At 68.1% G+C, this 26,073-nt stretch carries 28 protein-coding genes; 12 read left to right on the top strand and 16 right to left on the bottom strand.

The genetic code is table 11. The annotated features are described in order from the left end of the window. Positions 1–168 precede the first annotated feature (168 nt). Genes AOZ53_RS11180 through AOZ53_RS11195 form a run of 4 tightly spaced genes read right to left on the bottom strand, consistent with a single transcriptional unit; the run spans position 169 to position 2,506 of the window. On the bottom strand, positions 169–663 hold the full coding sequence (locus AOZ53_RS11180) for a peroxiredoxin family protein (RefSeq protein ID WP_006391817.1): 495 nt from the start codon (positions 661–663) through the stop codon (positions 169–171). Continuing rightward, positions 660–1,406 carry a BON domain-containing protein gene (locus AOZ53_RS11185; protein ID WP_054487827.1) on the bottom strand — a complete coding sequence of 249 codons (747 nt, stop codon included), beginning with the start codon at positions 1,404–1,406 and terminating at the stop codon, positions 660–662. The genes AOZ53_RS11180 and AOZ53_RS11185 overlap by 4 nt, the downstream gene beginning before the upstream one ends. Then, positions 1,403–1,996, bottom strand: coding sequence for a phosphoheptose isomerase (locus tag AOZ53_RS11190; RefSeq protein WP_006389868.1), 594 nt, complete (start codon positions 1,994–1,996; stop codon positions 1,403–1,405). The genes AOZ53_RS11185 and AOZ53_RS11190 overlap by 4 nt, the downstream gene beginning before the upstream one ends. 30 nt (positions 1,997–2,026) lie before the next feature. Beyond that, positions 2,027–2,506: a YraN family protein gene (locus AOZ53_RS11195; RefSeq protein WP_054429282.1), complete on the bottom strand. Its 480-nt coding sequence runs from the start codon at positions 2,504–2,506 to the stop codon at positions 2,027–2,029. Positions 2,507–2,571: 65 nt separating this feature from the next. Here AOZ53_RS11195 and rsmI point away from each other — a divergent pair, with 65 nt between their 5' ends. Together rsmI and AOZ53_RS11205 are read left to right on the top strand one after the other, a co-directional pair. Continuing rightward, positions 2,572–3,501 carry a 16S rRNA (cytidine(1402)-2'-O)-methyltransferase gene (gene rsmI / locus AOZ53_RS11200; protein ID WP_054429283.1) on the top strand — a complete coding sequence of 310 codons (930 nt, stop codon included), beginning with the start codon at positions 2,572–2,574 and terminating at the stop codon, positions 3,499–3,501. 4 nt (positions 3,502–3,505) lie between these two features. Continuing rightward, positions 3,506–4,123: a methylated-DNA--[protein]-cysteine S-methyltransferase gene (locus AOZ53_RS11205; RefSeq protein WP_054429284.1), complete on the top strand. Its 618-nt coding sequence runs from the start codon at positions 3,506–3,508 to the stop codon at positions 4,121–4,123. 13 nt (positions 4,124–4,136) lie between these two features. Here AOZ53_RS11205 and AOZ53_RS11210 read toward each other — a convergent pair whose 3' ends face one another. Then, on the bottom strand, positions 4,137–5,096 hold the full coding sequence (locus AOZ53_RS11210) for a septal ring lytic transglycosylase RlpA family protein (RefSeq protein WP_054429285.1): 960 nt from the start codon (positions 5,094–5,096) through the stop codon (positions 4,137–4,139). After that, positions 5,093–5,965, bottom strand: coding sequence for an RNase adapter RapZ (rapZ, locus tag AOZ53_RS11215; RefSeq protein ID WP_035361057.1), 873 nt, complete (start codon positions 5,963–5,965; stop codon positions 5,093–5,095). The genes AOZ53_RS11210 and rapZ overlap by 4 nt, the downstream gene beginning before the upstream one ends. 201 nt (positions 5,966–6,166) lie before the next feature. Between rapZ and AOZ53_RS11220 the strand changes: the two genes are divergently transcribed. Together AOZ53_RS11220 and AOZ53_RS11225 are read left to right on the top strand one after the other, a co-directional pair. Next, entirely contained in the window at positions 6,167–6,922 is a 756-nt protein-coding gene (locus AOZ53_RS11220) for a c-type cytochrome (protein ID WP_156333355.1), read from the top strand. A gap of 11 nt (positions 6,923–6,933) precedes the next feature. After that, positions 6,934–8,214: a c-type cytochrome gene (locus AOZ53_RS11225; RefSeq protein WP_054487828.1), complete on the top strand. Its 1,281-nt coding sequence runs from the start codon at positions 6,934–6,936 to the stop codon at positions 8,212–8,214. On the opposite strand, the gene AOZ53_RS11230 is transcribed toward AOZ53_RS11225, so the two are convergent. The 9 genes from AOZ53_RS11230 to AOZ53_RS11270 form a co-directional block, all read right to left on the bottom strand. After that, positions 8,215–9,636 carry an aminotransferase-like domain-containing protein gene (locus AOZ53_RS11230; RefSeq protein ID WP_054429287.1) on the bottom strand — a complete coding sequence of 474 codons (1,422 nt, stop codon included), beginning with the start codon at positions 9,634–9,636 and terminating at the stop codon, positions 8,215–8,217. 22 nt (positions 9,637–9,658) lie between these two features. Beyond that, entirely contained in the window at positions 9,659–10,585 is a 927-nt protein-coding gene (gene hprK / locus AOZ53_RS11235) for an HPr(Ser) kinase/phosphatase (RefSeq protein ID WP_006216298.1), read from the bottom strand. A 20-nt stretch (positions 10,586–10,605) separates the two neighbouring features. Then, positions 10,606–11,061 carry a PTS sugar transporter subunit IIA gene (locus AOZ53_RS11240; RefSeq protein ID WP_006391807.1) on the bottom strand — a complete coding sequence of 152 codons (456 nt, stop codon included), beginning with the start codon at positions 11,059–11,061 and terminating at the stop codon, positions 10,606–10,608. Between the two features lie 386 nt (positions 11,062–11,447). Further along, positions 11,448–11,783 carry a ribosome hibernation-promoting factor, HPF/YfiA family gene (gene hpf / locus AOZ53_RS11245; RefSeq protein WP_006391806.1) on the bottom strand — a complete coding sequence of 112 codons (336 nt, stop codon included), beginning with the start codon at positions 11,781–11,783 and terminating at the stop codon, positions 11,448–11,450. Between the two features lie 222 nt (positions 11,784–12,005). After that, positions 12,006–12,800: an LPS export ABC transporter ATP-binding protein gene (gene lptB / locus AOZ53_RS11250; RefSeq protein WP_049076872.1), complete on the bottom strand. Its 795-nt coding sequence runs from the start codon at positions 12,798–12,800 to the stop codon at positions 12,006–12,008. Positions 12,801–12,833: 33 nt separating this feature from the next. Beyond that, positions 12,834–13,478, bottom strand: coding sequence for a lipopolysaccharide transport periplasmic protein LptA (gene lptA, locus AOZ53_RS11255; protein ID WP_054429288.1), 645 nt, complete (start codon positions 13,476–13,478; stop codon positions 12,834–12,836). Continuing rightward, a complete protein-coding gene (gene lptC, locus AOZ53_RS11260; protein WP_054429289.1) occupies positions 13,475–14,107 on the bottom strand; it encodes an LPS export ABC transporter periplasmic protein LptC in 633 nt (210 codons plus the stop codon). The genes lptA and lptC overlap by 4 nt, the downstream gene beginning before the upstream one ends. Positions 14,108–14,137: 30 nt before the next feature. Next, positions 14,138–14,740, bottom strand: a complete 603-nt coding sequence (locus AOZ53_RS11265; RefSeq protein WP_054429290.1) for a KdsC family phosphatase — start codon at positions 14,738–14,740, stop codon at positions 14,138–14,140. A 2-nt stretch (positions 14,741–14,742) separates the two neighbouring features. After that, positions 14,743–15,732 (bottom strand): KpsF/GutQ family sugar-phosphate isomerase, encoded by a 990-nt coding sequence (locus AOZ53_RS11270; protein WP_054429291.1) that lies wholly within the window; start codon positions 15,730–15,732, stop codon positions 14,743–14,745. 104 nt (positions 15,733–15,836) lie between these two features. On the opposite strand from AOZ53_RS11270, the gene purT reads away from it, so the two are divergent. The 8 genes from purT (at position 15,837) to AOZ53_RS11305 (ending at position 24,934) form a co-directional block, all read left to right on the top strand. Beyond that, positions 15,837–17,054 (top strand): formate-dependent phosphoribosylglycinamide formyltransferase, encoded by a 1,218-nt coding sequence (gene purT, locus AOZ53_RS11275; protein ID WP_054429292.1) that lies wholly within the window; start codon positions 15,837–15,839, stop codon positions 17,052–17,054. 281 nt (positions 17,055–17,335) lie between these two features. After that, complete coding sequence (locus AOZ53_RS11280; RefSeq protein ID WP_049076860.1) at positions 17,336–17,881, top strand: GbsR/MarR family transcriptional regulator; 546 nt, start codon at positions 17,336–17,338, stop codon at positions 17,879–17,881. Between the two features lie 129 nt (positions 17,882–18,010). Then, on the top strand, positions 18,011–19,585 hold the full coding sequence (locus AOZ53_RS11285; protein WP_054429293.1) for a cytochrome ubiquinol oxidase subunit I: 1,575 nt from the start codon (positions 18,011–18,013) through the stop codon (positions 19,583–19,585). A gap of 12 nt (positions 19,586–19,597) precedes the next feature. Next, the gene (cydB, locus tag AOZ53_RS11290; protein WP_054429294.1) at positions 19,598–20,749 is read left to right on the top strand and encodes a cytochrome d ubiquinol oxidase subunit II; all 1,152 of its coding nucleotides are present in this window, start codon (positions 19,598–19,600) and stop codon (positions 20,747–20,749) included. A gap of 17 nt (positions 20,750–20,766) precedes the next feature. After that, positions 20,767–20,892: a cytochrome bd-I oxidase subunit CydX gene (gene cydX / locus AOZ53_RS33390; RefSeq protein ID WP_054474887.1), complete on the top strand. Its 126-nt coding sequence runs from the start codon at positions 20,767–20,769 to the stop codon at positions 20,890–20,892. Beyond that, positions 20,889–22,634, top strand: coding sequence for a thiol reductant ABC exporter subunit CydD (cydD, locus tag AOZ53_RS11295; protein ID WP_054487830.1), 1,746 nt, complete (start codon positions 20,889–20,891; stop codon positions 22,632–22,634). Before cydX ends, cydD begins: the two co-directional genes overlap by 4 nt. Then, the gene (gene cydC / locus AOZ53_RS11300; RefSeq protein WP_054474885.1) at positions 22,631–24,328 is read left to right on the top strand and encodes a thiol reductant ABC exporter subunit CydC; all 1,698 of its coding nucleotides are present in this window, start codon (positions 22,631–22,633) and stop codon (positions 24,326–24,328) included. Before cydD ends, cydC begins: the two co-directional genes overlap by 4 nt. A gap of 54 nt (positions 24,329–24,382) precedes the next feature. Beyond that, complete coding sequence (locus AOZ53_RS11305) at positions 24,383–24,934, top strand: adenine phosphoribosyltransferase (protein WP_054429297.1); 552 nt, start codon at positions 24,383–24,385, stop codon at positions 24,932–24,934. A 48-nt stretch (positions 24,935–24,982) separates the two neighbouring features. On the opposite strand, the gene AOZ53_RS11310 is transcribed toward AOZ53_RS11305, so the two are convergent. Beyond that, positions 24,983–25,873: a LysR family transcriptional regulator gene (locus AOZ53_RS11310; RefSeq protein WP_006391793.1), complete on the bottom strand. Its 891-nt coding sequence runs from the start codon at positions 25,871–25,873 to the stop codon at positions 24,983–24,985. Between the last annotated feature and the right edge of the window lie 200 nt (positions 25,874–26,073).

The raw sequence follows: 26,073 nt of genomic DNA on the forward strand, positions 1-26,073 counted from the left end.
GCCGAAACCGCCCGCGCATGCGGGCGGTTTCTTTTTGGGCCGGGACACGGCGTCGGGTACGGGCAGGGGCCGCGTGGCCTGGCCCCGGGGGCGGCGCCGGCGCGTTGGGGCGAGACTCAATGAAAACCGCCCGGCAAGCGGGCGGTTCTGAACAATGGCGGGGCGGGATCAGCCGGCGGCCAGGGCCTTTTCGACGGTGGCGTGGAATTCGGCCACGTCGTATTCACCCAGGTAGCGCTTGATAATGTGTCCCTGCTTGTCGATCAGGAACGCGGTGGGCGTCAGGCGGATGTCGCCGAAGGCGCGGGCGATGTCGCCCTTGGTGTCCAGCGCCACCGGGAACGGCAGCTTGCGGCTTTCGGTGAAGTTCAGCACGAAGTTGGGCGGATCGTAGTCCATGGCGACCGCGATGGCCTCGTAGCCCTTGCCCGCGTACTCGTTGTAGGCGGAGATGGTCTCGGGCATCTGCTTGACGCAGGTGACACAGCTGGTGGCCCAGAACTTCACCAGCACCACCTTGCCGCGCAGGTCCTGCATCGAGAAGGTCTTGCCTTCCAGCGTGGTGAAGGTGACGTTGGGCGCGGTCTGCGCCGGGCGCATGACGAACCAGGCGCCGATGCCGACCGCCACCAGGACGGCCAGGGCTACGATGGCTTTTTTCATTTGATGGGCATGGCCTCTACGGCGCTGCCACCGCTGGGCGCGCCGCCGCCGCTGCTGCTGGCGGCATTCGGGTCGCTCTCGATGGGGGCCTTGGTTTCAGTGGTGGTCGACTTGCTGCCGCTGTTCGACAGGCGAATCGCTTCCTCGCGGCTGATGGTCTCGAACAGTTTAACCACCTTTGCGACGCCGCCGAGATCCGCCACGGCGTTGGCGGCGTAGTCGCCCTCGGCCTGCGTCACCTTGCCCATCAGGTAGACCACGCTGTGGTCGGTGGTGACGGCGATGGTGCCGGAGGGCACGTACTTGGTGTTGAGCAAGGCGGTCTTGGCCTTGGAGGTGAGCCAGGTGTCGTTCGAACGCACGCCGAAGGACGCGATCGGGCCGACGGTGAGCTGGTTGATCACCTGCTTGACGTTCTCGACGCTCTGGGCGATGGCGGTGGCCTGGGACTTGGCTTCCTCGGTGGGCACGTCGCCGGTCAGCAGCAGGTGGCCGCCATAGGCCATGGCATTGACGCGCGCCGTTTCGCCCAGCTTCTGGGAGATCTGGCTCTGGGCCTTGAAGGCCATGTTCTGGTCTTCGAGCTGGATGCCCGAGGTGCGGCGGTCGGTCACCACCAGCGCGGTGGTGGCGGCGGCGCCGCCCACGATCAGGGGGGCGCAGGCGGACAGCGACAGGGCCGCGCTGGACAGGGCCGCGGCGAGCAGCAGGGGGCGGGCGGCGGTTCTGACGTCTGAAATCATTCGGTGTCTCCAAGCAGAAGAGCGTCAATGCCGTCGCAAAGCGCATGCAACAGCAGTATATGGACTTCCTGGATCCGCATGGTGCGATCGCTGGGAACACATAGATGGACGTCCATCGGCGTAATGAGTTCCCCCATGACGCCGCCGCCCTTGCCGGTCAGGGCCAGCACGTGCATTTCACGGCTGGCTGCGGCCTCCATGGCGCGCACCACATTGGGCGAATTGCCGCTGGTGGAGATGGCCACCAGCACGTCGCCGGCCTGGCCGAAGGCGTTCACCTGGCGTTCGAACACTTCGTCGAAGCCATAGTCGTTGCCGACGGCGGTCAGGATCGAGGTGTCGGTGTTCAGGGCGATGCCGGCCAGGGGCAGGCGTTCGCGTTCGAAGCGGCCCACCAGTTCGGCGATGAAATGTTGCGCGTCGGCGGCCGAGCCGCCGTTGCCGCAAGCCAGAATCTTGCCGTTGTTGGCCAGGGCGCCAAACAGCACGTCCACCGCGATCGCCAGCGGCTCGGCCAGCACGTTCATGCTTTGTTCGTACGTGGCCATGGCGTCGCGAAAGTGCGACGTCATTCGAGAGGTCATATCCATGGCCGCGATTATCTCACGGGCGGGCCGGAATCAAGCCAGCGCGAACGCCGCGCGCAGCCACCGGACCTGGCCGCCGTCGAACACCACGGCGTCGAAGCGTGCGGCGGGCGTGGCGCCATGCCAGTGGCGCAGGGCCAGGGTCGGCAGCCAGTGCGCCGCCGCGCGCGCCAGGCGCGCCTGCTTGTCGCGGCCGATGCTGGCGGCCGCGCCGCCATAGGCGCCGCCCTGGCGCGAGCGCACTTCGACGAACACGAGGACGTCGCCGTCGCGCATGACCAGGTCGATCTCGCCGGCGCGGCAGCCCAGGTTGCGGGCCAGCAGCACCAGGCCGGCGGCCCGCAGCAGGCGCAGGGCGGCGTCTTCGTGGCCATCGCCGATACGCTGGCGCGGCGAGCGCCGCGGCGCCGGGCGATCGTCGGCGTTGGCGCGCGTCGAGGCGCGCCGGCGCCGCTTTTGCGCGCGGCGGCGCGCCGCCAGGGCCAGCTCGAAAGCGAATGTGTCATCCGGCATGCCAGTTCCGAAACGGGGGACGATGGCGGCTACACTGGCATGGTTTTCCGCGTAAGTAGGCAGCAATGAATCAAAATGTCTCATCCCCGGTGGCCGGCGACGCCTGGACCCGCGTCGCTGAACGCGTGGCCGGGCAGCATTGGCCCGCCTCGACGCTGTATGTGGTGGCCACACCGATCGGCAATCTGGGCGACCTGGGGCTGCGCGCCTGGCATGCGCTGCAACGCGCCGACGTGATCGCGGCCGAAGACACCCGCGCCAGCCGCACGCTGCTGGACGCCTGGGGCGTCAGCACGCCGCTGATGGCGGCGCACCGGCACAACGAGGCCGCGGCGGCGCAGGCGATCTGCGAGCGTCTGGCCCAGGGCCAGCGCGTGGCGCTGGTGTCGGACGCCGGCGCGCCCGCGGTCAGCGATCCCGGCGCGCGCGTGGTGCGCGCGGTGCGCGAGGCCGGTTTCGCGGTGGTGCCGGTGCCCGGTCCCAGCGCCGTGATCGCCGCGCTGATGGGCAGCGGCGTCACCACCGACGAGAATCCCGCCTACGCTTTCGCCGGCTTTCCGCCGTCCAAGGCCACCGCGCGCCAGCGCTGGCTGCGCACCTGGTGCGCGCTGCCGGCGCCGGTGGTGATGTTCGAATCGCCGCACCGGCTGGCCGCGACGCTGGCCGATCTGCTGGAGGTCTGCGGCCCCGCCCGCCTGCTGACCGTGGCGCGCGAGCTGACCAAGCGCTTCGAGGAGATCGCCACGTTTCCGCTGGGCGAGGCCGCCGCCTGGCTGGCGGCCGACGCGCACCGCGAGCAGGGCGAGTTCGTGCTGATCGCGCATGCCCAGGCCGGCCAGGAGGCCGATGAAGACGCCGATCCGCGCGCCGACGCCTTGCTGGACGCGCTGCTCGAAACCCTGTCGGTGCGCGACGCCTCGAAGATCGCCGCCAAGGTCACCGGCCTGTCGCGCGACGTCCTGTACAACCGGGCCCTGGCCCGCAAGAATTCGTAAGCCCATGATCTACACCGCAGAGACCCGCAAGCGTCCCGGCGAGGCCGCGGAGCCGATCGTCTACCGTGACATCCCCACGCCGCTGGGCGAAATGCGTCTGGTCGCCAGCGCCAAGGGCCTGCGCGGCGCCTGGTTCACCGACCAGACCCTGCTGCCTTCGACCGAGGGCTGGACCCGCAGCGAATCCGATCCCATCCTGGAGCAGGCACGGCGCGAGCTGGATGAATGGTTCGCCGGCCAACGCCGCGAGTTCGAGGTGGCGCTGGATCCGGTCGGCACGCCGTTCCAGCATGAAGTCTGGCGCGCCTTGTGCAAGCTGGATTTCGGCCAGCTCGCCAGCTACGGCGAACTGGCGCGCACCGTGGGGCGGCCCAAGGGCGCGCAGGCCATCGGCGGCGCCGTCGGCCGCAATCCCGTCATCATCATCATTCCGTGCCATCGCATCATCGGCGCCGATACCTCGCTGACCGGCTTCGGCGGCGGCCTGCCGCGCAAGCAGGCGCTGCTCAAACATGAAGGCAGCGAGTACCTGAGCCGCAATCCGCGCGCGCGGCGCGTCTGTGACGGCCAGGCGCAACTGCCGTTCGAGCAGCCGTCGTTCGACTGGCCGCCGGGGCCGTAGACGGCGGGCCGCGTTATTGCGCGGCGATGCTGGGCGTGATGCCGATGCGGTCGGAAACCAGCTGCACCGCGTTCAGGGCGCTCTGGCGATCCGGATAGGGGCCGATCTTGACCCGGTACAGGTTGTTCGATTGCTCCACGGCCGCGGGCGGCGCGCCTGCCGCGCCCAGCTGCGTGTTGATGCGGCTGACCAGCGACTGCGCGTTGGCCGGCTGGCTGAACGCGCCCACCTGCAGATAGACATTGCCGATGCCGCCGGCCGCCGGTTGGCGCACCGGCGCGCTGCCCGGCGCGGGCGCCGGTTGCTGCGCCAGCGGTTGCGGCTCGAGCGCCACGGGGGCGGCCGCCACGGGCGTGGCCACCGGCGTCGAACCGGTCGCCGAGGCGGGCTCCGGGGCGGGCCCTTGCGAGGCCCATCGGCGGATCTCGTCCTGCTGGATGCTTTCCACCACCACCTGGCCGCTGCCCGGCCCGATGATGCCCAGCTTGTAGGCGGCCACGTACGACAGGTCCATGATGCGGTCGCTGTGGAACGGCCCGCGGTCGTTGACCCGCACGATGATGGTCTTGCCGTTGACCAGGCTGGTGACCCGCGCATAGCTGGGAATCGGCAGCGTGGTGTGGGCCGCCGTCATGGCGTACATGTCGTACGGTTCGCCGATCGAGGTCGAGTTGCCGTGGAATTTCTTGCCGTACCACGAGGCGATGCCCTGGCGCTTGTAGGGCTGGCCGGTGGTGTCCGGCACGTAACGCTGGCCGAACACCACGTAGGGGCGGTTGGCGCCGCTGGCGTAGGGCTCGATGCGCGGCACCGCGTCCGGCACCTGGTCCAGGTTGGACGGCGGATTGGCGTCCGGGCCGTCGTCCTTGTAGTACCCGCCGCCCTTTTTACGTCCCCCGGTGGAAGAGCAGCCGGCCACGGCAATGGCCAGCAACAGCATCATCAGGATATGGAGCGGACGGGACAGGATCATGCGGATTCGTCGGGCAGTTGGGTGCGATGGCGCACCAGCAGCGGGTCGTGGTCGGCAAAGCGCTTGGCCAGTTGTTCGACCACATAGACCGAACGGTGCTGGCCGCCGGTGCAGCCGATGGCGACGGTGAGGTAGTTGCGGGTGTCTTGCGTGTACTGCGGCAGCCAGCGGTTCAGGAAGCCGGTGATGTCGTCGATCATCAGCCCCACCTGTTCATAACCCGCCAGCCAGGCGGCGACGGGTTCGTCGCGGCCGGTCAGCGGACGCAGGTTGCGGTCGTAGTAGGGATTGGGCAGGCAGCGCACGTCGAACACCAGGTCGGCGTCGCGCGGCACGCCGCGCTTGTACGCGAACGATTCGAAGGTCAGCACCAGCGGCGCGCGGTCGGCCTGGATCAGGTCGCGGATCCAGGCGCGCAATTGGCCCGGCGTCAGCTCCGAGGTGTCGATGACGTGTTCCTGCTCGCGCAGCGGCGCCAGCAGTTCGCGTTCGAGCGCGATGCAGTCGGTCAGCGACGGCGCGGTGCCGCCGCGTTGCAGGCGGTCGGTCAGCGGATGGCGGCGGCGGGATTCGGAATAGCGCTGCACCAGGGTGTCGGTGCTGGCGTCCAGGAACACCACGCGCAGGCTGGTGCCCATGGCGCGCAGCGCGGTGACCACATCGGGAAGTTCGGCCAGTTCGCCGGGCGAACGCACGTCGATGGCGACGGCCACGCGTTCCAGGCCGTCGTCGCGGGCGTTGGCCACGAACTCGGTCAGGAACCGCACGGGCAGGTTGTCGACGCAGGTGTAGCTGGCGTCCTCGAGCATGCGCAGGGCAACGGACTTGCCTGAGCCTGAGATGCCGGTAACGAGGACGACTTTCAACATGGACATGATTGTGGCACGCTTTTCCAGGAGGATGCCGGCGGGTTGGCATCTGATATGGCCGTAAACTGCGAATCTGCGCCTGTACTGCCTGGCGGGACCCGGCGTAAGCTTGGGTACCCGCACACACGACCGATTCATCTACGCGCCCCGCCGCCATGCGCTTTCGGGGTTGGAATTCGACTTAGTGTCAACTGATCCTAGATGTTAGCCTTCATTTCCTTTCGTAGTGTTTCACTGCCACGGTTCCGGGCAAAATCCCGCCTCCTGGCCGCCGCCGTTGTTGCCTTTTCGACAGCGCCCGCGTTGGCCCAGGACACGCCCCAGGCGCTGCAGCCCGGCACCATGGCGGCGCGGGTGGCGGCCTGTACGGCCTGTCATGGCGAGCAGGGCCGCGCCGGCGCCGACGGGTACTACCCGCGCCTGGCGGGCAAGCCGCAGGAATACCTCTACCACCAGCTGCTGAACTTCCGCGACGACCGGCGCCAGTACCGGCCCATGGCGCACCTGTTGACGGGCCTGCCCGACGCCTACCTGCACGAGATGGCCGCCTATTTCTCGGCGCAGCACGTGCCGTATCCGCCGCCGGTGCGCGCCGAGGTCTCGGCCGCCACGCTCGAGGCCGGCCGCAAGCTGGCGCTGTCGGGCGATGCCGCCCGTGGCCTGCCGGCCTGTGCCGCCTGTCATGGCGCCTCGCTCGGCGGGGTGCTGCCGGCCATTCCCGGCTTGCTGGGCCTGCCGCGCGACTACGTCGGCTCGCAGATCGGCAGCTGGAAGAACGGCCTGCGCCGCGCCGCCGCGCCGGACTGCATGGCGGACATCGCCCACAAGCTCACGCCCGAAGACATCGGCGCCCTGGCGGCCTGGCTGTCGTCGCAGCCGGTGGCCGACACCTATGCGCCCGAGCCCGCCGGCGCTTTGCGCCTGCCCGCCGAGTGCGGCAGCCAGGCGCAACGTTGAGGGGCCGCCGGATGAAACTGATGAAGCGAATCCTGGGCGCCTTGCTGGCGCTGGCCGTGATCGCGCTGGGCGCGCTGTATTGGCTCGGCACGCGCGACGACGCCAGCACCGGCGCGGCCGTGGCGCCGGCCGATCCGCAGCAGCGCATCGAGCGCGGCCGCTACCTGGCGCTGGCCGGCAATTGCATGGCCTGCCACACCGCGCGCGGCGGCCAGGCCTATGCCGGCGGCACGCCCATCCCGACGCCGTTCGGCACGATCTACGGACCCAACATCACGCCCGACGAGAAGACCGGCATCGGCGCCTGGAGCGCGGACGATTTCTGGCAGGCGCTGCACAACGGCAAGTCGCGCGACGGCACGCTGCTGTACCCGGCCTTCCCGTACACCGAATACACCCGCGTGACGCGGGCGGACGCCGATGCGCTGTTCGCCTACCTGCGCACGATCACGCCGGTGAACCAGCCCAGCCGCGCGCCCGATCTCGATTTCCCGTACGACCAGCGCCTCCTGCTGGCCGCCTGGCGCGCCCTGTATTTCCGGCCGGGGGTGCAGGAAGCCGATTCGGGCCAGTCGACGCAGTGGAACCGCGGCCGCTATCTGGTCGAGGGCCTGGGCCATTGCGCCGCCTGCCACGCGCCGCGCAACAGCCTGGGCGCGACGCGCGCGGCCGACGGCCTGGCCGGCGGCATCATCCCGATGCTGGACTGGTATGCGCCGCCGCTGACCAATGATCCGCGGACGGGCCTGGGACGCTGGTCGGCCGAGGATATCGCCGCCTTGCTGCGCACCGGCATGGCGGCGCATTCCAGCGCCAGCGGTCCGATGGCCGAGGTGGTGCTGGGCAGCACCCAGCACCTGACCGAGGACGATGCGCTGGCGATGGGCGTGTACCTGAAGTCGTTGCCGGCGACCCCCGTGGCGGCACGGCCGGCCACGCCGGTCTCGCCGGCGGCCATGGAGCTGGGCGGCAAGATCTACCGCCAGCAATGCGTGCAATGCCACCAGCCGCAAGGCGAGGGCAGTCCCGGCGCCTGGCCCGCGCTGGCGGGCAATCCGACGGTGACCGCGCCGTCGCCGGTCAACGCCATCCGCATGGTGCTGGACGGCGGCTTCGCGCCCGCCACCGCGGCCAACCCGCGGCCGCACGGCATGCCGCCGTTCGGCCAATTGCTCAATGACAACGATATCGCGATGCTGGTGTCCTACATCCGCAACAGCTGGGGCAACGAGGCGGGCGGCGTGATGCCGCTGGAGGTCAAGCGCGCCCGCGCCGCCTCGACCCGCAACTGATCAGGACGATCGCGCGGCCGCGCGCGCCATCTCGCCCAGGACGCGGATGGCGTCGGCCTGGGCCTCGTCCCAGGGGTGGCCGTAGTTCAGCCGCAGCGCGTTGCCGAACCGGCCGCTGGCCGAGAAGATCGGGCCGGGCGCCACGCTGATGCCGCGCGCCAGCGCCTGCCGATGCAGGGCCAGCGCATCGACCGCCGCCGGCATCTCCAGCCACAGGAAAAAGCCGCCCTGCGGCCGCGTCACGCGGGTGCCCGCGGGAAACTCGCGCGCGATCGCATTGGCCATCAGATCCTGTTGTGCCTGCAGCGTTTCGCGCAGGCGGCGCAGGTGGCGGTCGTAGCCGCCTTGTTCCAGGTATTCGGCGATGGCGCCCTGCGCCGGGCTCGACGCCGACAGCGTGGACGACAGCTTCAGCCGCTGCACGCGCTGCGTATAGCGGCCCGCACTGGCCCAGCCGATGCGGTAGCCCGGCGCCAGGCATTTGGAGAATGAGGAGCAGTGCAGCACCAGGCCCTGCTTGTCGAAGGCCTTGGCGGGCACCGGCCGCGTCGCGCCGAAATACAGTTCTCCGTAGACATCGTCCTCGATCAACGGGATCTGGTGGCGCGCCAGCAGTTCGACCAGTTGCCGTTTCTTGTCCTCGGGCATCAGGCTGCCCAGCGGATTCTGGAACTGCGTCATCAGCCAGCAGGCCCTGGGCGCGTGACGCTGGATCGCGGCTTCCATCGCGCCCAGGTCGATGCCGGTGCGTGGATGCGTCGGCACTTCCAGCGCCTTCAGCCCCAGGCGCTCCAGCGCCTGCAGCGCGCCGTAGAAGGTCGGCGCTTCGACGATGACCGTATCGCCGGGCTGCGTCACCGCCTGCAGGCACAGGTTGAGCGCTTCCAGCGCGCCGTTGGTGACCACGATGTCGTTGGCCGGCACGTTGATGCCGGCGATCAGGTAGCGCAACGCGATCTGCCGGCGCAGGCCTGGGTTGCCGGGCGACAGGTCCTCCATCGTGTCCAGCGGATCCTGGCGCTTGAGATGCGCCGACATGGCCTGGGCCAGCCGTGGCAGCGGGAACAGCAGGGGGGACGGAAAGGCGGAGCCCAGCGGCGTGACGTCGCGGTTGCGCACCGAATCGAGGATGTCGAAGATGCGTTCGCTGATCGCCAGTTCGGTCGATTCGCCGTCGGGACAGGAGGTGTCGGGTTCCGGCGGCAGGCTGTCGCCGCGCGCGTTGACGTAGTAGCCGGAGCGGGGGCGGGCGCGGATCAGGCCGCGCGCTTCCAGCAGGTAGTAGGCCTGGAACACCGTCGACGGGCTGACGCCGCGGCTGGCGCAGGCGTCGCGCACCGACGGCAGCTTGTCGCCCACGCGCAGCACGCCGTCGCGGATGGACCTGGCGATCTCGTTGGCGAGTTTCTCGTAAAGGCTCACGGTGCCGCGCGGCGACGCGCGTTCACTTGCTGCTTTGCAGGATCGCCATCGCCTGGCGTTCCATGAATTCGCCCAGGGTGTCGATGCCGCGCAGCTTGAGGATGGTGTTGCGCACCGCGGCTTCGACCAGCACCGCCAGGTTGCGGCCGGCGGCCACCTGCAGCATGACCTTGCGCACCGGCAGGCCCAGCATGTCCTGGGTGATGTCCTGCAGCGGCAGGCGTTCGAACTTGTCCTGCGCGGTGGCGCGCACCAGGTGCACGATCAGCTTCAGGCGCATCTTGCGGCGCACCGAGGTCTCGCCGAAGATGGTGCGGATGTCGAGCAGGCCCAGGCCGCGCACTTCCAGCAGGTTCTGCAGCAGCTGCGGGCAGTGGCCTTCTATCATGTTGGGTGCGGTGCGCGAGAACTCGACCGCGTCGTCGGCCACCAGGCCGTGGCCGCGCGAGATCAGTTCCAGCGCCAGTTCGCTCTTGCCCAGGCCGGATTCGCCGGTGATCAGCACGCCCAGGCCCAGCACGTCGAGGAACACGCCGTGCACGGTGGTGGTGGGGGCGAGCTTCTTGCCCAGGTAGATGCGCAGCAGGTCGATCAGCTGCGCGGCCGCCACCGGGGTGGACAGCAGCGGCACCTGGTGCTGGTCGCACTGGTCCACCAGGTCCTGCGGCGGCGTGAGGCCGTCGGCCAGCAGGATGGCGGGCACGCCGCCGATCAGCAGCTCGTCCATGTGGTGCATGCGGCGGCGCAGGTCGAAGCGGGTGTAGTACGCCAGCTCTTCCTGGCCGAACACCTGGATGCGCGACGGGTGGATCAGGTTGAGGTGGCCCACCAGGTCGGCGGCCGCCATGCCGTCATCGGGAATCGCGCGGTCCGCGGCCCCTTGGCCGGAAATCCAGTTGAAAGGGATTTTGTCGGCGTTGTCGTCGACGAGTTCCTGCACCGTGAGCATGGCAGCGTTTCCGCGAGGGGTCAGAGTTGGCCGGTGGTGAGCATCTTGTGGACGACGGCCGGGTCGGTCTCGGTGGCCAGCGCTTCTCGCAACGCCTTGTTCGACATGAGCTGCGCCAGTTCCGCCAGGATATCCAGGTGCTGCTGCGTGGCGGTTTCGGGCACCAGCAGACAGAGCAGCATCGATACGGGCTGGCCGTCAGGCGCGTCGAACGTGATGGGCTGCGCCAGGCGGATGAAGGCGGCAAGCGCCTGCTCCAGGCCCTTCACGCGGCCGTGCGGCACGGCCACGCCCTGGCCGAGCGCGGTTGAGCCCAGGCGCTCCCGCGCAAACAGGCTGTCGAACACGAGTGCGCGTGCCAAGCCGTGGTTGTTTTCAAAGAGGAGGCCAGCCTGTTCGAACGCGCGCTTCTTGCTCGTGGCGAGCATATCGAGGACGACGTTGCCGGCGGGAAGGATGCGCGACAAATGATTCATCAGGTCATTATAGGGTTATATGACGCACTGCAAAAAAACGCCGGCCGGGGACATCCGCGTCGTGGTCTGAACCCTCCTGGATCAGGCCGCCGGTCCCGGGACGAGAGCGACAGCATAGACCGATAGCGCGGGGTTGTGGGCATTCTTCTCGCGCAGGCGGGTATACCAGTACGGTATGGCGTTGGTGCGCGGCGCGGGTTTGCAGGCGGGAAAAGGCGATCCGCGGGCGTGTGCCGGCGAATGGGGGACGGGAGGTGCGGGGAGGGGAGGGAGTTTGCCGATGCCCCGGCTGGACGATACGTCTAGCGGGACACCGGGACTTAGGCAGGATTCAAGAATCGCTGTTTAGCTTGGCTCGCACGGCGAGCGGGTCATGAAGCGCGGTGTTACTGGGTTGGCGAAAGATTCGCCGCTTGCCGCTTCACGGACTCTGCCGTGTGACTTCGTACCTTGTCCTTGTGCTTGATGACCTGACGGTCGACTTTGTCAGCAAGAAGGTCGATCGCGGCGTAGAGATTTTCATCGGTTGCTTCACAATGAATGTCCTTGCCACTAAGACGCATGGTGATTTCGGCTCTGTGCCGCAGGGGCTCTACTGAGAGCATGACCTGGGTATCGATGACGTGATCGAAATGCCGCAGCACTCGCGCCAGTTTGTTCATGACATATTCCCGGATGGCCGGGGTGACGTCGAGGTGACGACCGCAGATGCTCAGGTTCATAGTGTGCTCTCCTTCTAAAAGAGGAAAAAATGGTGCGCGGAAGGCGCGGTTGGGGTCGTTAGGCGTTCTCCTTGTTTGAGGGGTTCGTTTGATACTAGTGTATAGACTCGGGCCGATAAAACAAGCTGACCTAACGCAAGTTCATGGCATTTTCATGGCGGCCGCCCAGGGGCGCGCCCGGGCCCGCGCGGGGGCCCTGGGACTTTCCCCTATCCGGGGGTGTTACATGCGGAAGTGTTCGCCCAGGTAGACGCGGCGCACGGCCGGATCGCCGACGATTTCGTCGGGATGACCGTCGGTCAGCACCTTGCCTTCGCTGATGATGTAGGCGCGGTCGCAGATGCCCAGCGTTTCGCGCACGTTGTGGTCGGTGATCAGCACGCCGATGCCGCGGCCCTTCAGGAAGCGCACGATGCGCTGGATCTCGATCACGGCGATGGGGTCCACGCCGGCGAACGGTTCGTCCAGCAGGATGAAGCGCGGGCTGGTGGCCAGCGCGCGCGCGATTTCGACGCGACGGCGCTCGCCGCCCGACAGCGAGATGGCGGCGTTGCTGCGGATATGGCCGATCTGCAGTTCTTCGAGCAGCAGTTCCATCTGCTCGTTGATCTTGGGCGTGGACAGCGTGCGGCCGTCCGGCCCGATCTGCAGTTCCAGCACCGCGCGGATGTTCTGCTCGACCGTCAGGCGGCGGAACACCGAGGCGTCCTGCGGCAGGTACGACAGCCCCATGCGGGCGCGCTTGTGGATCGGCATCGCGGTGATGACCGAGCCGTCGATCTCGATGCGGCCGGCGTCGGCCGGCACCAGGCCCACGATCATGTAGAAGCTGGTGGTCTTGCCGGCGCCGTTGGGGCCGAGCAGGCCGACCACTTCGCCGCTGGAGACGGACAGGGACACGTCCTGCACCACGGTGCGGCCGTTGTAGGTCTTGCGCAAGCCGGTTGCGCGCAGGCTGCCCTGCTTGACGCCCGAAGGGGCGGAGGTCACGGGAGTCTGCACTGAAGGTTGGTTCATCGTGGCTGCGTGTGGGTGACGTGGGAGGCGCTTTCAGCGCCCCTTCTTCGATTCCTGCTGCTTGCGGCACTCGGCCACCGCGGCATCCGACTTGGCGCGCGGTTCGGCCACGGAACGGACCCGGCCGCCGGCCGCCGAGGAGTTCGGGCCACCCTGGGCTTCGTAGGTGCCGCTCTTCTCGTTGTAGCGCACCCGGTCGCCGCGGATCGTGTCAAACGGTTTGCCACAGACGTAGCGCACCACCACGGCCTGGCCGATCAGGTCGAAGGTGCTGTTGGTGCCGTCGTATTCGGCGCGCAGGCCCTTGCCCTCGATCAGTTCGAAGGTCTCGGGGCGTTCCTGGCGGATGGTGACGACCTTGCCCTTGTTGGCGGTGGCGGTGCCGTACTGGTTGCCGGCGGCGTCCTCGCGCATTTCCAGGTTGTCGGAGGTGAGCGTCATCAGGCCGCGCGTCATGTTGACGTTGCCGGTGAATACGCTCTGCTTCTTCACGTCGTCATAGTGCAACGTGTCCGACAGGATCGTGGTGGTGGGCTCTTCGGCGGGGGCGGTCTTGCTCGAGCCGGCGGCGGCCGGCTTGGGGTCGGCCGCGAGCGCCGGCGCTACCGCCGATGCCATCAGCAGCACCGCGCCAAGCAGGCGCGTGGTGGGGGCAATGCGAATCCGGAAGTCGGTCATGGTTTCTTCTGGTCAGTGGTGTTGGCAGGCGTTTCGGCCGGGCGGCGCGATTTGTTTTCCGTGCCGGCGATTTCCACGTCGGTGGAGGCGGATACCTGCAGTTGGCGTGTCTTGTTGTTGTAGTGCATGCCCTTGCCGTTCATGCGCGAGCGTCCCTTGATGACCTCGGCCGGCAGGTCGGTGTAGACCACGTCGTCGTCGGGCAGCAGGATCAGTTGCTGGCTGCGCACGTCCAGGACGTCGTTGTTGGCGTCCGGCTGGCGGTGCACGTGCGCGTCGCCGTTCATGACGATGCGCTTGCCGCCCTGTTCCATGACGGCCGTCTTGGACACGCCCACGGTGATGGGGCTGGCTTCGCGCTGGCCGACGGCCCGCGGCTGGGTGATGTGATACGAATCGTCGTCCGGGAAATGCTCGGCGTATTCGCCCTCCAGCCGGTTGATGGGGCGGCCGGTGGGGTCGGTGCGCAGCATCACGAAATTGCGCGACCAGGCGTCCATTTCGTGCGTGACGCGGCGCGGCGGGTCCGTCTGGATGGCCCGCTGCGCGTAGTCGGCGGCCCAATACGTGCTGGCGACGAGCACCAGCAGCAGGAACAGCGCGATCAGGGAAGGGAAACGATCTTTCATCAGGTCTGAAGGGCGTGATTGGGGGCGCGTTTACTGGATGGCGCCAGGACCGAGCAGCCCCGGCGCCGCCAGGAAACCGCCCAGCCGGCCCTGGGAGGCCAGCAGCAGGTCGCAGCATTCGCGCACCGCGCCGTTGCCGCCAGGTTGCGTGGCGATCCAGTGGGCCGCCTGGCTGACGTAGCCCGGCGCATTCGGCACGCTGGCGGCGAAGCCGGCGCGTTGCATGGCCGGCAGGTCGATGATGTCATCGCCCATGTAGCCGGTCTGGTTCAGTTGGACCGCGCTGCGCTGCGCAAGTTCGGCCAGCGCGGTGCCCTTGTCGCGCACGCCCTGCATGATCTCGGAAATGCCCAGCTCGGCGGCGCGGCGCGCGACGATCGGGCCGGAGCGGCCGGTCATCAGCGCCACTTTCAGGCCGCCTTCCATCAGCAGGCGCAGGCCGTGGCCATCGAGCGCATGGAAGCGCTTCTGGACTTCGCCGGTCTCGCCGTAATACAGGCCGCCGTCGGTCAGCACGCCGTCCACGTCGAAGACCATCAGGCGCACGGCGGCGGCGCGTTCGCGCACGGCCGGCGCGATACGGGCCAGGACCAGGGCTTCGGCGGGGTGGGTGATCGAGGAGGGAAGGGTCATAGTCATACCACTTTGGCGGCCATCAGGTCGTGCATGTGCAAGGCGCCGAGCAGGGCGCCATCGGCGTCCAGCACCAGCATGTGATTGAGCCGCAGTTCGTCCATCTGGCGCGCGGCCTCGACGGCGAGCGCGTCCGGGTTGATGCTGCGCGGCGAGCGCGTCATGCCGGCCTCGACCGTGAGGCTGCGGATGTCGCCGTGGCGCGCGATCAGGCGGCGCAGGTCGCCGTCGGTGAAGATGCCCACCGGGCGGTGCTGGGCATCGCTCACCACGGTCATGCCCATGCCCTTGGCGGACATGACCTCGAGCGCCTGCGAGACCGGCGTGCCCTGCGCCACGACGGGCAGGGCGTCGCCCTGGCGCATGACGTTGCGCACGTGGGTCAGCAGGCGGCGGCCAAGCGCGCCGCCCGGGTGCGAGCGGGCGAAATCCTGCGGCCCGAACCCGCGCGCCTCGAGACAGGCCACGGCCAGCGCATCGCCCAGGGCCAGGGCCGTGGTGGTGCTGGCGGTGGGCGCCAGGTTCAGCGGGCAGGCTTCCTGGGACACGCTGGCGTCCAGGTGGACGTCGGCCAGCAGGGCCAGTTCGGATTGCGGATTGCCGGTGATGGCGACCAGGCCGGCGCCCATGCGGCGGGCCACCGGCAGGATGGTCAGCAGTTCCTGGCCGGTGCCGGAGTACGAAATGGCGATCAGGACGTCGTCGCGGGTGATCATGCCCAGGTCGCCGTGCACGGCCTCGGCGGCATGCACGAAGAAGGCGGGCGTGCCGGTCGAGGCCAGCGTGGCGGCGATCTTGCGGGCGATGTGGCCGGTCTTGCCGATGCCGCTGACGACCACGCGCCCACGGCAGGCCAGCAGCATCTCGACGACCCGCGCGAAGCTGTCGTCCAGCCGCGCGGACAGGTCCAGGATGCCCTGGCTTTCGATTTGCAGCGTCCGGCGCGCAGATGCCAGCGCGGTCTCGGACGTTGTGGTGGGATGGTCGGTCATCAGGGGATTTTAATATCAGGTTGCGGGTTTGCCCCTGGGAGGGGGGTATGGCATCCTGGCGACTCTTTTATCCGGCTATCAATCTTTCCTTTCCAGGCCCGCTCATGTCCAGCATTCCCAGTCCCGTCCTTGGCACGCCCCTGTCCCCCCTGGCCACCCGAGTCATGCTGCTCGGATCGGGCGAATTGGGCAAAGAGGTCATCATCGCCCTGCAGCGGCTGGGCGTGGAAGTCATTGCGGTGGACCGGTATGCCGACGCGCCTGGCCACCAGGTGGCGCATCGCGCCCACGTGGTGTCGATGACAGACCCGGAAGCCCTGGAAAAAATCATCCGGCAGGAGCAGCCGCACGTTATTGTCCCCGAAATCGAGGCCATTGCCACCAATTTGCTGGTGGACCTGGAAGCCGCCGGCGTGGCGCGGGTCACCCCGACCGCCCGGGCGGCCCAGCTGACCATGAACCGCGAGGGCATCCGCCGCCTGGCCGCCGAGACCCTGGGCCTGCCCACCTCGCCCTACGCCTTCGTCGATACCGAAGACGAATTGCGCCAGGCCATCGACGGCGGCATCGGCTATCCCTGCGTCATCAAGCCGGTCATGTCCTCGTCGGGCAAGGGCCAGTCCGTCATCAAGGGCGCGGACGACCTGGCCTCGGCCTGGCGCTACGCCCAGGAGGGCGGCCGGGTGGGCGGCGGCCGCGCCATCGTCGAGGGTTTCATCCGCTTCGACTACGAAATCACGCTGCTGACCGTGCGCGCCCGCGGCGCCGACGGCCAGGTCGAGACCCGCTACTGTGAGCCGATCGGCCATAAGCAGGTCGACGGCGACTACGTCGAGAGCTGGCAGCCCCATCCCATGTCGCCCGCCGCCCTGGAGCGCGCCCGCGAGATCGCCCTGGCCGTGACGGCCGAGCTGGGCGGCCTGGGCATTTTCGGCGTCGAGCTGTTCGTGGCCGGCGACCAGGTCTGGTTCTCCGAGGTCAGCCCGCGCCCGCACGATACCGGCATGGTCACCATGATCACCCAGGCCCAGAACGAATTCGAGCTGCACGCTCGCGCCCTGCTGGGCCTGCCGGTGGACACCTCGCTGCGCCAGCCCGGCGCCAGCAGCGTCATCTATGGCGGGGTCGAGGCCAAGGCCGTGTCGTTCCACAACGTCGCCCAGGCGCTGGTCGAGCCCGGCACCGACATCCGCCTGTTCGGCAAGCCCGAATCCTTCGTCAAGCGCCGCATGGGCGTGGGCCTGGCGGTCGCCGAGGACGTGGCCGCCGCGCGCGCCAAGGCCAAGCGCGTCTCCGCCGCCGTCACCGTCAAGGCCGGCTGACCCGTCGGTCAGCCCCGGGCGCGCCAGCCGCGGCGCCCCGGATTTCCCGTTGCTTCCCAGCCACCCGCCGACAGGCGGGTGGCTTTTTTTCGTCGTGCGCCCACAACAGATTGCGACTGATTTCGGGGGCGGAGCGACAGAATTGTCATCCCTTGCGGCTATACCCCTGCCATCGGTGTGGTTTGTGTTTTCGCACAGTTTGTTCGATAATTTCAGGAATTTCTGAAAACGGCGTAACTATTTATGTTTGCCGCCGTTGCATTTGCTGGCCTGGATGGATCATGGTGCTTACCCCTCAAAACGAACGTTTCGTCCTGCACTTCGGCGAAATGGGCAGCCGTTGGGGCGTGAATCGCACCGTCGGCCAGATCTACGCCTTGCTGTTCCTGGCGCCCCAGCCCCTGCATGCCGATGACATCGCCGAAACGCTGGGCTTTTCCCGTTCGAACGTCAGCCTGGGCCTGAAGGAGCTGCAGTCCTGGCGCCTGGTGAAGCTGGTGCACCAGGTCGGCGACCGCCGCGACTACTTCGAGACGCCCAAGGATGTCTGGGAGATCTTCCGCATCCTGATGGAAGAGAAGCGCAAGCGCGAAATCGATCCCACCCTGACCTTGCTGCGAGACACCCTGCTCGAGCCTCCCACGGGGCCCGATGGCGCCTACGCGCAGCAACGCATGACCGAAATGCTGGAGCTCATCGAACTGTCCACCGGATGGTTCGATGAGGTTCAACGTCTGCCGCCGGAGACGCTGCAGAACCTGATGAAGCTGGGTTCGAAAGTGCAGAAAGTGCTGGGCTTCGCCGGCAAGTTGCGGGGCAAAGGCTGATCGCTGATCCGCCCCGATTTTTTCAGGAAACCTCTATGAAGCTGTATACAACGCCCTTATCATGGCGCGAGAGACGGCCTGGGAACCATGCCGGTTGCTGTGGCTACTCACCTGCATGGGAGCGCCCCAATGATTGATCTCGACGTCGTCAACCTGTCGCGATTCCAGTTTGCCGCGACCGCGCTGTACCACTTCCTCTTCGTCCCTCTCACGCTCGGCCTGTCGTTCATCCTGGCCATCATGGAAAGCGTGTACGTCATGACTGGCCGCCCCATCTGGAAGCGGATGACGATGTTCTGGGGCACCCTGTTCGGCATCAACTTCGCGCTGGGCGTGGCCACGGGCGTGGTCATGGAGTTCCAGTTCGGCATGAACTGGTCGTACTACAGCCACTACGTGGGCGACATCTTCGGCGCGCCGCTGGCGCTCGAAGGGCTGATGGCCTTCTTCCTGGAAGCCACCTTCGTCGGCCTGTTCTTCTTCGGCTGGAACCGCATGTCCAAGGTCAGCCACCTGGTGGTGACCTGGCTGGTGGCGTTCGGCACCAACTTCTCGGCGCTGTGGATCCTGATCGCCAACGGCTGGATGCAGAACCCGGTGGGCGCGGTGTTCAACCCCGACACCATGCGCATGGAAATGACCGACTTCGCCGCGGTGATCTTCAACCCGGTGGCGCAGGCCAAGTTCGTGCACACGGTCAGCGCGGGCTATGTGGCCGGCGCCATGTTCGTCATGTCGATCAGCGCCTGGTACCTGCTCAAGGGCCGCCACACCGACCTGGCCAAGCGCTCGATGGCGGTCGCCGCCAGCTTCGGCCTGGCGTCGGCGCTGTCGGTCGTCGTGCTGGGTGACGAAAGCGGTTATCTCACCACCGAACACCAGAAGATGAAGATCGCGGCCATGGAATCCATGTGGCACACCGAGCCGGCGCCCGCGTCCTTCAACCTGATCGCGCTGCCCAACCAGGCCGAACGCAAGAACGACTTCGCCATCGAGATTCCCTACGTCATGGGCCTCATCGGCACGCGTTCGCTGACGACGCCGCTGCTGGGCATCAACGACCTGATCCTGCGCGCCGAAAACCGCATCCGCGACGGCATGGTGGCGTACGACGCCCTGCAGAAGATCCGCGCCAATCCCAAGGATGTCGATGCGCGCATGGTGTTCGACCGCACCTGGCCCGATCTCGGCTACGCGCTGCTGGTCAAGCGCTACCAGACCGACATGAGCAAGGTCACCGAGGAAGACATCAAGAAGGCCGCGGTGGATACCGTGCCGAACGTGGCGCCGCTGTTCTGGGCGTTCCGCGTCATGGTGGCCGTGGGCATGTACCTGATCCTGTTCTTCGGCGTGGCGTTCTGGCTGGCCTCGCGCGGCCGCCTCGACAGCCGTCGCGGCCTGCTGAAGGTGGCGCTGTGGAGCCTGCCGATGCCCTGGATCGCCATCGAGAGCGGCTGGTTCGTGGCCGAGTATGGCCGCCAGCCGTGGGTGATCGAAGGCGTGCTGCCGACGTACTACGCGGCGTCCGGCCTGACCATCGCCGACCTGGCCATCAGCCTGACGATCTTCCTGGTGCTGTACACCGCGCTGTTGATCATTGGCGTCAAGGTCATGCTGCACGCCGTGCGCAAGGGCCCGAAGTCCGACGCGCCGGCCCCGGCCAGCGCCGCCGCCGATCCCGTCCACGCCGCCGTGCGCGCTTAAGGGAGAGAAGCCATGGATACCCTTATTCCTTTTGACTACGCCACCTTGCGGGTGGTCTGGTGGGTGCTGCTGGGTGCGCTGCTGATCGGCTTTGCCGTCATGGACGGCTTCGATCTGGGCGTGGCCGCGCTGCTGCCGGTGGTCGCCAAGACCGACGCCGAACGCCGCGTGGTGATCAATGTGGTCGGCCCCGTGTGGGAAGGCAACCAGGTGTGGCTGATCACCGCGGGTGGCGCCATTTTCGCCGCCTGGCCGCTGTTGTATGCCGCGTCGTTCTCGGGCTTCTACCTGGCGATGATGCTGGCGCTGATCGCGCTGATCCTGCGTCCGGTCGGTTTCAAGTACCGCAGCAAGATGGAAGGCACGCGCTGGCGCAACAGCTGGGACGGCGTGCTGTGCTTCTCGGGCGTGGTGGCCTCGCTGGTGTTCGGCGTGGCCGTGGGCAACATCATCCTCGGCGTGCCGTTCACGTTCGACGAGAACGCGCTGCGCATGGTGTACCAGGGCCACTTCTACCAGCTGTTCACGCCGTTCGCGCTGCTGTGCGGCGTGCTGAGCGTGGTGATGCTGGCGATGCATGGCGCGGTGCTGCTGGCCTGGCGCACCGAGGATCCGATCTCGTCGCGGGCCCGCAACTGGGGGCGTCTGTTGGCGCTGCTGACGCTGGTGCTGTTCGTCGCGGGCGGGTTCTGGGTGAAGGCGCTTGGCGGTCACGCCATCACCAGCGCCGTCGACATGCAGGGACCGTCGGATCCCATGCTCAAGACGGTCGCGGTGCAGGCCGGCGCCTGGATGGCCAACTACGCCAAGTGGCCGCTGATGTGGATCGCGCCCGCGCTGGGCGTGGCGGGCGCCGTGCTGGTGCTGCTGCTGTTGACGCTGCGCGCCAACGTGCTGTCGTTCCTGGCCTCGGCGGTGTCGATCGCCGGTGTCATCCTGACGGTCGGCTTCTCGCTGTTCCCGTTCCTGATGCCGTCGTCGACCAATCCCAAGGCCGGCCTGACGGTCTGGGACGCCTCGTCCAGCCACATGACGCTGTGGATCATGGTGATCGCCGTGGTCATCTTCCTGCCGATCGTCACGCTCTACACCGCCTGGGTGTACCGCGTCATGCGCGGCAAGGTGACGCACGAATCCGTGGGCGACACGCCCAACTCGTACTGATCTAAGGAGCCTTCACCATGTGGTATTTCTCATGGGTACTCGGTCTGGGATTGGCGTGTGCGTTCGCCATCCTCAACGCAATGTGGTTCGAGCTGCGCGAAGGTCACTCGCATGACCCGCGCGCCAGCCGTAACGACGAGTGAGCGGCCGCGCCAGCAGCCTCGAGCATGACCCCTCGGCCACCCTGCGCAAGCCGCCGCGCGAGCAATCGCGCTGGCTGATGGCGCTGGCCGGGGCGGCCCGGCTGCCGCTCATCCTGGCGGGCGCGGCGCCGCTGGCGTCGGGCGCGTTGTTGGTGGTCCAGGCCTGGCTGCTGGCCAGCGTGCTGGACGCCGCCATCGTGCGGCAGGCGCCGCGCCTGGAACTGCTTGGCCAGATCCTGGCCATCGCCGTGCTGATGCTGGCGCGCGCCTGCATCACCTGGGCGGGCGAGCGCGCCGGGGCCGACGCCGCCGAGCGCATCAAGCGCCACGTGCGCCAGGCGCTGTTCGCGCGCCTGCTGCGCAAGGGGCCTGACTGGAGCCGCCGGCAGGCCTCGGGCGAGATCGCCAGCGCGCTGGTGGACCAGGTCGAGGCGCTCGACGGTTTCTTCTCCAAGTATCTGCCGGCCATGGCCGCGGCGGCGCTGCTGCCGGTGGCGTTTGCGGTCCTGTTGCTGCCGGTGGATGTGATCGCGGGGCTGGTGCTGTTGATCACCGCGCCGCTGATTCCGCTGTTCATGGCGCTGGTCGGCTGGGGCGCGCAAGGCGCCAGCCGGCGTCACCTGCAGGCCTTCGCGCGGTTGTCGGGATTCTTCGCCGACCGCCTGCGCGGCCTCTCCACCCTGAAGCTGTATGGCCGCGCCGAAGCCGAGGCGGCTTCCGTCGCCGCCGCCAGCGATGCGCTGCGCCAGCGCACCATGTCCGTGCTGCGGATCGCCTTCCTGTCGTCGGCGGTGCTGGAATTCTTCGCCGCGCTGGGCGTGGCGGGCGTGGCCGTCTACATCGGCCTGAGCTACCTGGGGTTCCTGGACCTGCGCTGGTCGCCGTTCACGTTGCAGGCCGGCCTGTTCTGTCTGCTGATGGCGCCGGAGGTCTATGCGCCGTTGCGCCAGTTCGCCGCGCACTACCACGACCGCGCCACGGCGCTGGCGGCGGTGTCGCAGATCGCCACGTTGTTCGATGGCCTGCCGCAAGAGGACGCCGTCGAACCGCGCCAGGATGCGTCGATGGCGCTGGTATCGGGCGCCGCCGGGTTGACGGTGACGGGCTTGACCATGACGGCGCCTGGCCGGCCCGTGCCCGTGTTGTCCGCGGCGGCATTGACGCTGGCCCCGGGCGAGCACGCGGCCTTGATGGGCCCGAGCGGCATCGGCAAGTCCACCCTGATCGAGGCCATCGCGCGTCTGCGCCCGGGCGACGGCGACATCCGTCTCGATGGCGTGCCGCTGGGCCAGTGGGGCGAGGCCGACCTGCGCGCGCGCGTGGCGCTGATCGGGCAGAAGCCGCAGCTGCTGGCGGGGTCGATCGCGGACAACATCCGCCTGGGACGTCCCGATGCGTCCGATGCCATGGTGCATGACGCGGCGCGCCGCGCCTGTGTGCTCGAATTCGCCGCCGCGTTGCCGCAAGGGCTGGACACGCCGCTGGGCAGCCGCGGCCATGGCCTGTCGGGCGGCCAGGCGCAACGCGTCGCGCTGGCGCGCCTGTTCCTGCGCGATCCCGGGCTGATCCTGCTGGACGAGCCCACGGCGCATCTGGACGAGGCCACGCAGGCGCGGGTGCTGGACGAGATCCTGGCATTCGCCGCGGGCCGCACGCTGCTGCTCGCCACCCACTCGCCCGCGGTGGCGGCGCGTTTCGCGCGCGTGCTGCGCGTGGCCGATGCCGAAGTGAAAGACGCATGAAGAACCTGTTGCTGCTTCTGCCCCTGTACGTACGCCGCAAGGCCGGCCTGTTGCTTGCGCTGTTCTGTGCGCTGGCGACGGTGGCTGCGGGCGTCGGCCTGCTGGGCGTGTCGGGCTGGTTCCTGACCGGCGCCGCATTGGCCGGCGCCGGCGGCGCCTTCAACCTGTTCGCGCCGTCCGCGCTGGTGCGGGGCCTGTCGTTCCTGCGCATCGTGTCGCGTTATGCCGACCGGGTGGTCGGGCATGCCGCCACGCTGCGCCTGCTGGCCGACCTGCGCGCGGCGGTCTTCACGGCGCTGATCCGCCTGACGCCGCGCCAGCTGGCGCGTTACCGCAGCGGCGACCTGGTGGCGCGCATGACGGGCGACGTCGACGCGCTCGATACCGTGTTCCTGTTCGTGCTGGCGCCGCTGGCGACGGCCATCCTGGCCGGCGCGGCGTTGACCGCGGTGCTGGGGTATTGGGTGCCGGCCGCGGCCTTGGTGTTCGCCCTGGCGCTGCTGGTGGTTTGTGCCGTGGTGCCACTGTGGCTGCTGCGCGCCGCGCGCAAGCCCGGCGAGGCCGCGCAGGAGAGCGCCGCCGGACTGCGCGCCGCCGTGCTCGACGCGGTCGATGGCCATGCCGATATGGTCGCGCTGCACGCGCAGTCGCAGACCCAGGCGCATTTCGAACAATTGTGCGAAGCCAGCGCGCGGGCGCGCGGCAGCCAGGCCCGGGTCGCGGCGCGCGGGCAATGGTTCCTGCAGGCGGCGGCCGGGCTGTCGGTGCTGGCGCTGTTGTGGTTCGGCCTCGCGCGTTACGAAGCGGGCGCGCTGCAGGGGCCGTTGCTGGTGGGGCTGCTGCTGGCCGTGATCGGCATCTTCGAGGTGGCCGGCCCGATCATGCGCGGCGCTTCGCGCATGGGGTCGGCGCTGTCGGCCGCCGCGCGCATCCGCGACGTGGCGCAGCGCGAGCCCGACATGCGCGACCCCGCCGCGCCTAGCCCGCTGCCGACGCGCGGCGCGCTGGAACTGGTCGATGTGTCGTTCGCCTATCCGGCGCGGGCCGGCGAGACGCCGGCGCCGCTGCTGCGCAACGTGCAACTGCGGGTCGAGCCGGGTGAACGGGTCGCCATCCTGGGAGAGAGTGGCGCGGGCAAGTCCACGCTGCTGCATCTGCTGCTGCGCCTGGAGGATCCGCTGGCCGGCCAGGTGCGCTATGCCGGTGTCGATGCCCGCGCCTGTGCGCAGGCGGACTGGCATCGGCGCATCGCGTTGCTGTCGCAGGACGCGCCGGTGTTTCTCGGCACCCTGCGCACCAATCTGCTGATTGGCGATCCGCAGGCCGGCGACGCCGAGCTGTGGCGCGCGCTGGACGCCGCCCGCCTGGGGGAGTTCGTGCGCGGCTTGCCCGACGGGCTGGATACCTGGGCCGGTGAAACCGGCTCGTTGCTGTCCGCCGGGCAGGCGCGGCGCCTGTGCCTGGCGCGGGCGTTGTTGTCGCCGGCCGACGTCATCGTGCTGGATGAACCGACGGCCGGACTGGACGCGGCGGCCGAGGCGGCGTTCTTTGCCGACCTGGAACACGCGGTGCGGGGACGCACCGTCGTGCTGGCCACGCATGCCGTTCTGCCGCCCGGCGCCGTCGACCGCTGTTGTACCTTGCGCGGCGGACAGTTGCATGACATGTCAACACCGGTGGCGGTCCTGGCTTAAGCGCGGTTGCGCGGTTATAGTTCGCCTTGCTTCAATTCTCCTGGGCCAGCTTCCATGCAGACCGACAACGCCGAGTACATCCGGCGCACCATCCGCAGCGTGCCTGACTGGCCCCAACCTGGTGTCATTTTTCGCGACATCACGCCAGTGCTGCAGGACCCGCGTGCGTTCCGGGTGCTGATCGACCTTTTCGTCTACCGCTACATGCGCCAGCGCCTGGATCTGGTGGCGGGCGTGGACGCGCGCGGCTTCATCATCGGCAGCGTGCTGGCCTATGAACTCAACCTGGGTTTCGTGCCGGTGCGCAAGAAGGGCAAGCTGCCGTACCGCACCGTGGCCGAGGAATACTCGCTCGAATACGGCAACGCGGCCGTCGAGATGCACACTGATTCCGTGCGCACCGGCCAGCGCGTCCTGCTGGTGGATGACCTGATCGCCACGGGCGGCACGATGCTGGCGGCCATCAAGCTGCTGCAGCGCCTGGGCGCGAACGTGGTCGAGGCCGCCGCCATCATCGACCTGCCCGAACTCGGCGGGTCGACCAAGATCGCGGCCACCGGCACGCCGCTCTATACCGTCTGTCAATACGATAGCGCGTCGGTCTGAGGCCGGCGCGGGCGCGGACGCTTCAGGCCTTCGCCTCAGGCGTCTGCGTTACGCATCCGAGAGTCGCGGCTGGATGAAGTCCAGGAAGGCCTTGGTCTTGGCCGGCAGCATGCGCGACGGCAGCAGGGCGAACAGGGGCAGGGGCGTCAGGCTCCAGTCGGGCAGCACGCGCACCAGGCCGGCCTGCTTGATGGCCCGCTCCATCGCATCGAACACCAGCAGCGGCGTGATGCCCAGGCCCTGTCCGGCCAGGCGTCCCAGCATGCCGACATTGTTGGCCGACAGCCGGCCCGACACCTGCACGCGCTCCACCTTGTCACCCGAATGCAGCATCCAGAAGGATGACTCGTCGCGCATCGTCGGGCGCAGGCACTCGTGGTGGCTCAGGTCCGCCGGCACCCGCGGCTCGCCATGGCGCGCCAGATAGTCGGGCGAGGCATACAGCTGGTGCGCCATCAGCACGATCTTGCGCGAGATGAGGCTGGAATCGGGCTGTTGCCCGAAGCGCAGGATCAGGTCGAACGGATTGCTGATCGGGTCGATCGGCCGCATGCTCAGGTCGAAATCACATTCGATATCGGGGTGCTGTTCGCGGAACTCGCGGATCACGGCGGGAAGGAACAGTTGCGCCAGGCTGGTGGGCAGCGAGATGCGCAGGCGGCCCTTGGGCTGCACCGCCATGTCCAGCAGCTGGTCGTGGGCGATGCGGGCTTCTTCGACGATATGCCGGCAGCGCTCGAAATAGATGGCGCCGGCTTCGGTCAGGTCGATCTTGCGCGTGCTGCGGTTCAGCAGGCGCATGCCGACGCTGCGCTCAAGTTCACTGACGCGCCGCGAGAGCGTGGACGTTGGAATATTCAAGGCTTCGGCGGCGTGGCTGAAGTTCTTGCGCTTGGCGACCTCGACGAAAAGCGCGATGTCGTTAAGCTGAATATCCATGGTGCCCTCAAACTCCAAATTCCATTTCTGGCAGGTTCATATGATAAGTGGAAATATTGTCCCGCCAGTGGAAATGTCTATTTAGCCAACATGAATGACTATTCCGTCAGATGGGAAACATACGTTCCGTTACCAGGCTGGCGCGCGGCTGAATGCGCGTGTGGCCTTGCGCCATAGGACGCGACCCGTTGTTGCGCGGC

The organism is Achromobacter sp. 2789STDY5608621 (genome assembly GCF_001299375.1).
In the GTDB taxonomy this organism is placed as follows: Bacteria; Pseudomonadota; Gammaproteobacteria; order Burkholderiales; family Burkholderiaceae_B; genus Achromobacter; species Achromobacter insuavis.

What these genes read in the sequence shown, in the direction of transcription:
- AOZ53_RS11180 (WP_006391817.1), bottom strand. Translation starts at nt 663, where the DNA reads ATGAAAAAAGCCATCGTAGCCCTGGCCGTCCTGGTGGCGGTCGGCATC.
- AOZ53_RS11185 (WP_054487827.1), bottom strand. Translation starts at nt 1,406, where the DNA reads ATGATTTCAGACGTCAGAACCGCCGCCCGCCCCCTGCTGCTCGCCGCG.
- AOZ53_RS11190 (WP_006389868.1), bottom strand. Translation starts at nt 1,996, where the DNA reads ATGGATATGACCTCTCGAATGACGTCGCACTTTCGCGACGCCATGGCC.
- AOZ53_RS11195 (WP_054429282.1), bottom strand. Translation starts at nt 2,506, where the DNA reads ATGCCGGATGACACATTCGCTTTCGAGCTGGCCCTGGCGGCGCGCCGC.
- rsmI (WP_054429283.1), top strand. Translation starts at nt 2,572, where the DNA reads ATGAATCAAAATGTCTCATCCCCGGTGGCCGGCGACGCCTGGACCCGC.
- AOZ53_RS11205 (WP_054429284.1), top strand. Translation starts at nt 3,506, where the DNA reads ATGATCTACACCGCAGAGACCCGCAAGCGTCCCGGCGAGGCCGCGGAG.
- AOZ53_RS11210 (WP_054429285.1), bottom strand. Translation starts at nt 5,096, where the DNA reads ATGATCCTGTCCCGTCCGCTCCATATCCTGATGATGCTGTTGCTGGCC.
- rapZ (WP_035361057.1), bottom strand. Translation starts at nt 5,965, where the DNA reads ATGTTGAAAGTCGTCCTCGTTACCGGCATCTCAGGCTCAGGCAAGTCC.
- AOZ53_RS11220 (WP_156333355.1), top strand. Translation starts at nt 6,167, where the DNA reads ATGTTAGCCTTCATTTCCTTTCGTAGTGTTTCACTGCCACGGTTCCGG.
- AOZ53_RS11225 (WP_054487828.1), top strand. Translation starts at nt 6,934, where the DNA reads ATGAAACTGATGAAGCGAATCCTGGGCGCCTTGCTGGCGCTGGCCGTG.
- hprK (WP_006216298.1), bottom strand. Translation starts at nt 10,585, where the DNA reads ATGCTCACGGTGCAGGAACTCGTCGACGACAACGCCGACAAAATCCCT.
- AOZ53_RS11240 (WP_006391807.1), bottom strand. Translation starts at nt 11,061, where the DNA reads ATGAATCATTTGTCGCGCATCCTTCCCGCCGGCAACGTCGTCCTCGAT.
- hpf (WP_006391806.1), bottom strand. Translation starts at nt 11,783, where the DNA reads ATGAACCTGAGCATCTGCGGTCGTCACCTCGACGTCACCCCGGCCATC.
- lptB (WP_049076872.1), bottom strand. Translation starts at nt 12,800, where the DNA reads ATGAACCAACCTTCAGTGCAGACTCCCGTGACCTCCGCCCCTTCGGGC.
- lptA (WP_054429288.1), bottom strand. Translation starts at nt 13,478, where the DNA reads ATGACCGACTTCCGGATTCGCATTGCCCCCACCACGCGCCTGCTTGGC.
- lptC (WP_054429289.1), bottom strand. Translation starts at nt 14,107, where the DNA reads ATGAAAGATCGTTTCCCTTCCCTGATCGCGCTGTTCCTGCTGCTGGTG.
- AOZ53_RS11265 (WP_054429290.1), bottom strand. Translation starts at nt 14,740, where the DNA reads ATGACCCTTCCCTCCTCGATCACCCACCCCGCCGAAGCCCTGGTCCTG.
- AOZ53_RS11270 (WP_054429291.1), bottom strand. Translation starts at nt 15,732, where the DNA reads ATGACCGACCATCCCACCACAACGTCCGAGACCGCGCTGGCATCTGCG.
- purT (WP_054429292.1), top strand. Translation starts at nt 15,837, where the DNA reads ATGTCCAGCATTCCCAGTCCCGTCCTTGGCACGCCCCTGTCCCCCCTG.
- AOZ53_RS11280 (WP_049076860.1), top strand. Translation starts at nt 17,336, where the DNA reads ATGGTGCTTACCCCTCAAAACGAACGTTTCGTCCTGCACTTCGGCGAA.
- AOZ53_RS11285 (WP_054429293.1), top strand. Translation starts at nt 18,011, where the DNA reads ATGATTGATCTCGACGTCGTCAACCTGTCGCGATTCCAGTTTGCCGCG.
- cydB (WP_054429294.1), top strand. Translation starts at nt 19,598, where the DNA reads ATGGATACCCTTATTCCTTTTGACTACGCCACCTTGCGGGTGGTCTGG.
- cydX (WP_054474887.1), top strand. Translation starts at nt 20,767, where the DNA reads ATGTGGTATTTCTCATGGGTACTCGGTCTGGGATTGGCGTGTGCGTTC.
- cydC (WP_054474885.1), top strand. Translation starts at nt 22,631, where the DNA reads ATGAAGAACCTGTTGCTGCTTCTGCCCCTGTACGTACGCCGCAAGGCC.
- AOZ53_RS11305 (WP_054429297.1), top strand. Translation starts at nt 24,383, where the DNA reads ATGCAGACCGACAACGCCGAGTACATCCGGCGCACCATCCGCAGCGTG.
- AOZ53_RS11310 (WP_006391793.1), bottom strand. Translation starts at nt 25,873, where the DNA reads ATGGATATTCAGCTTAACGACATCGCGCTTTTCGTCGAGGTCGCCAAG.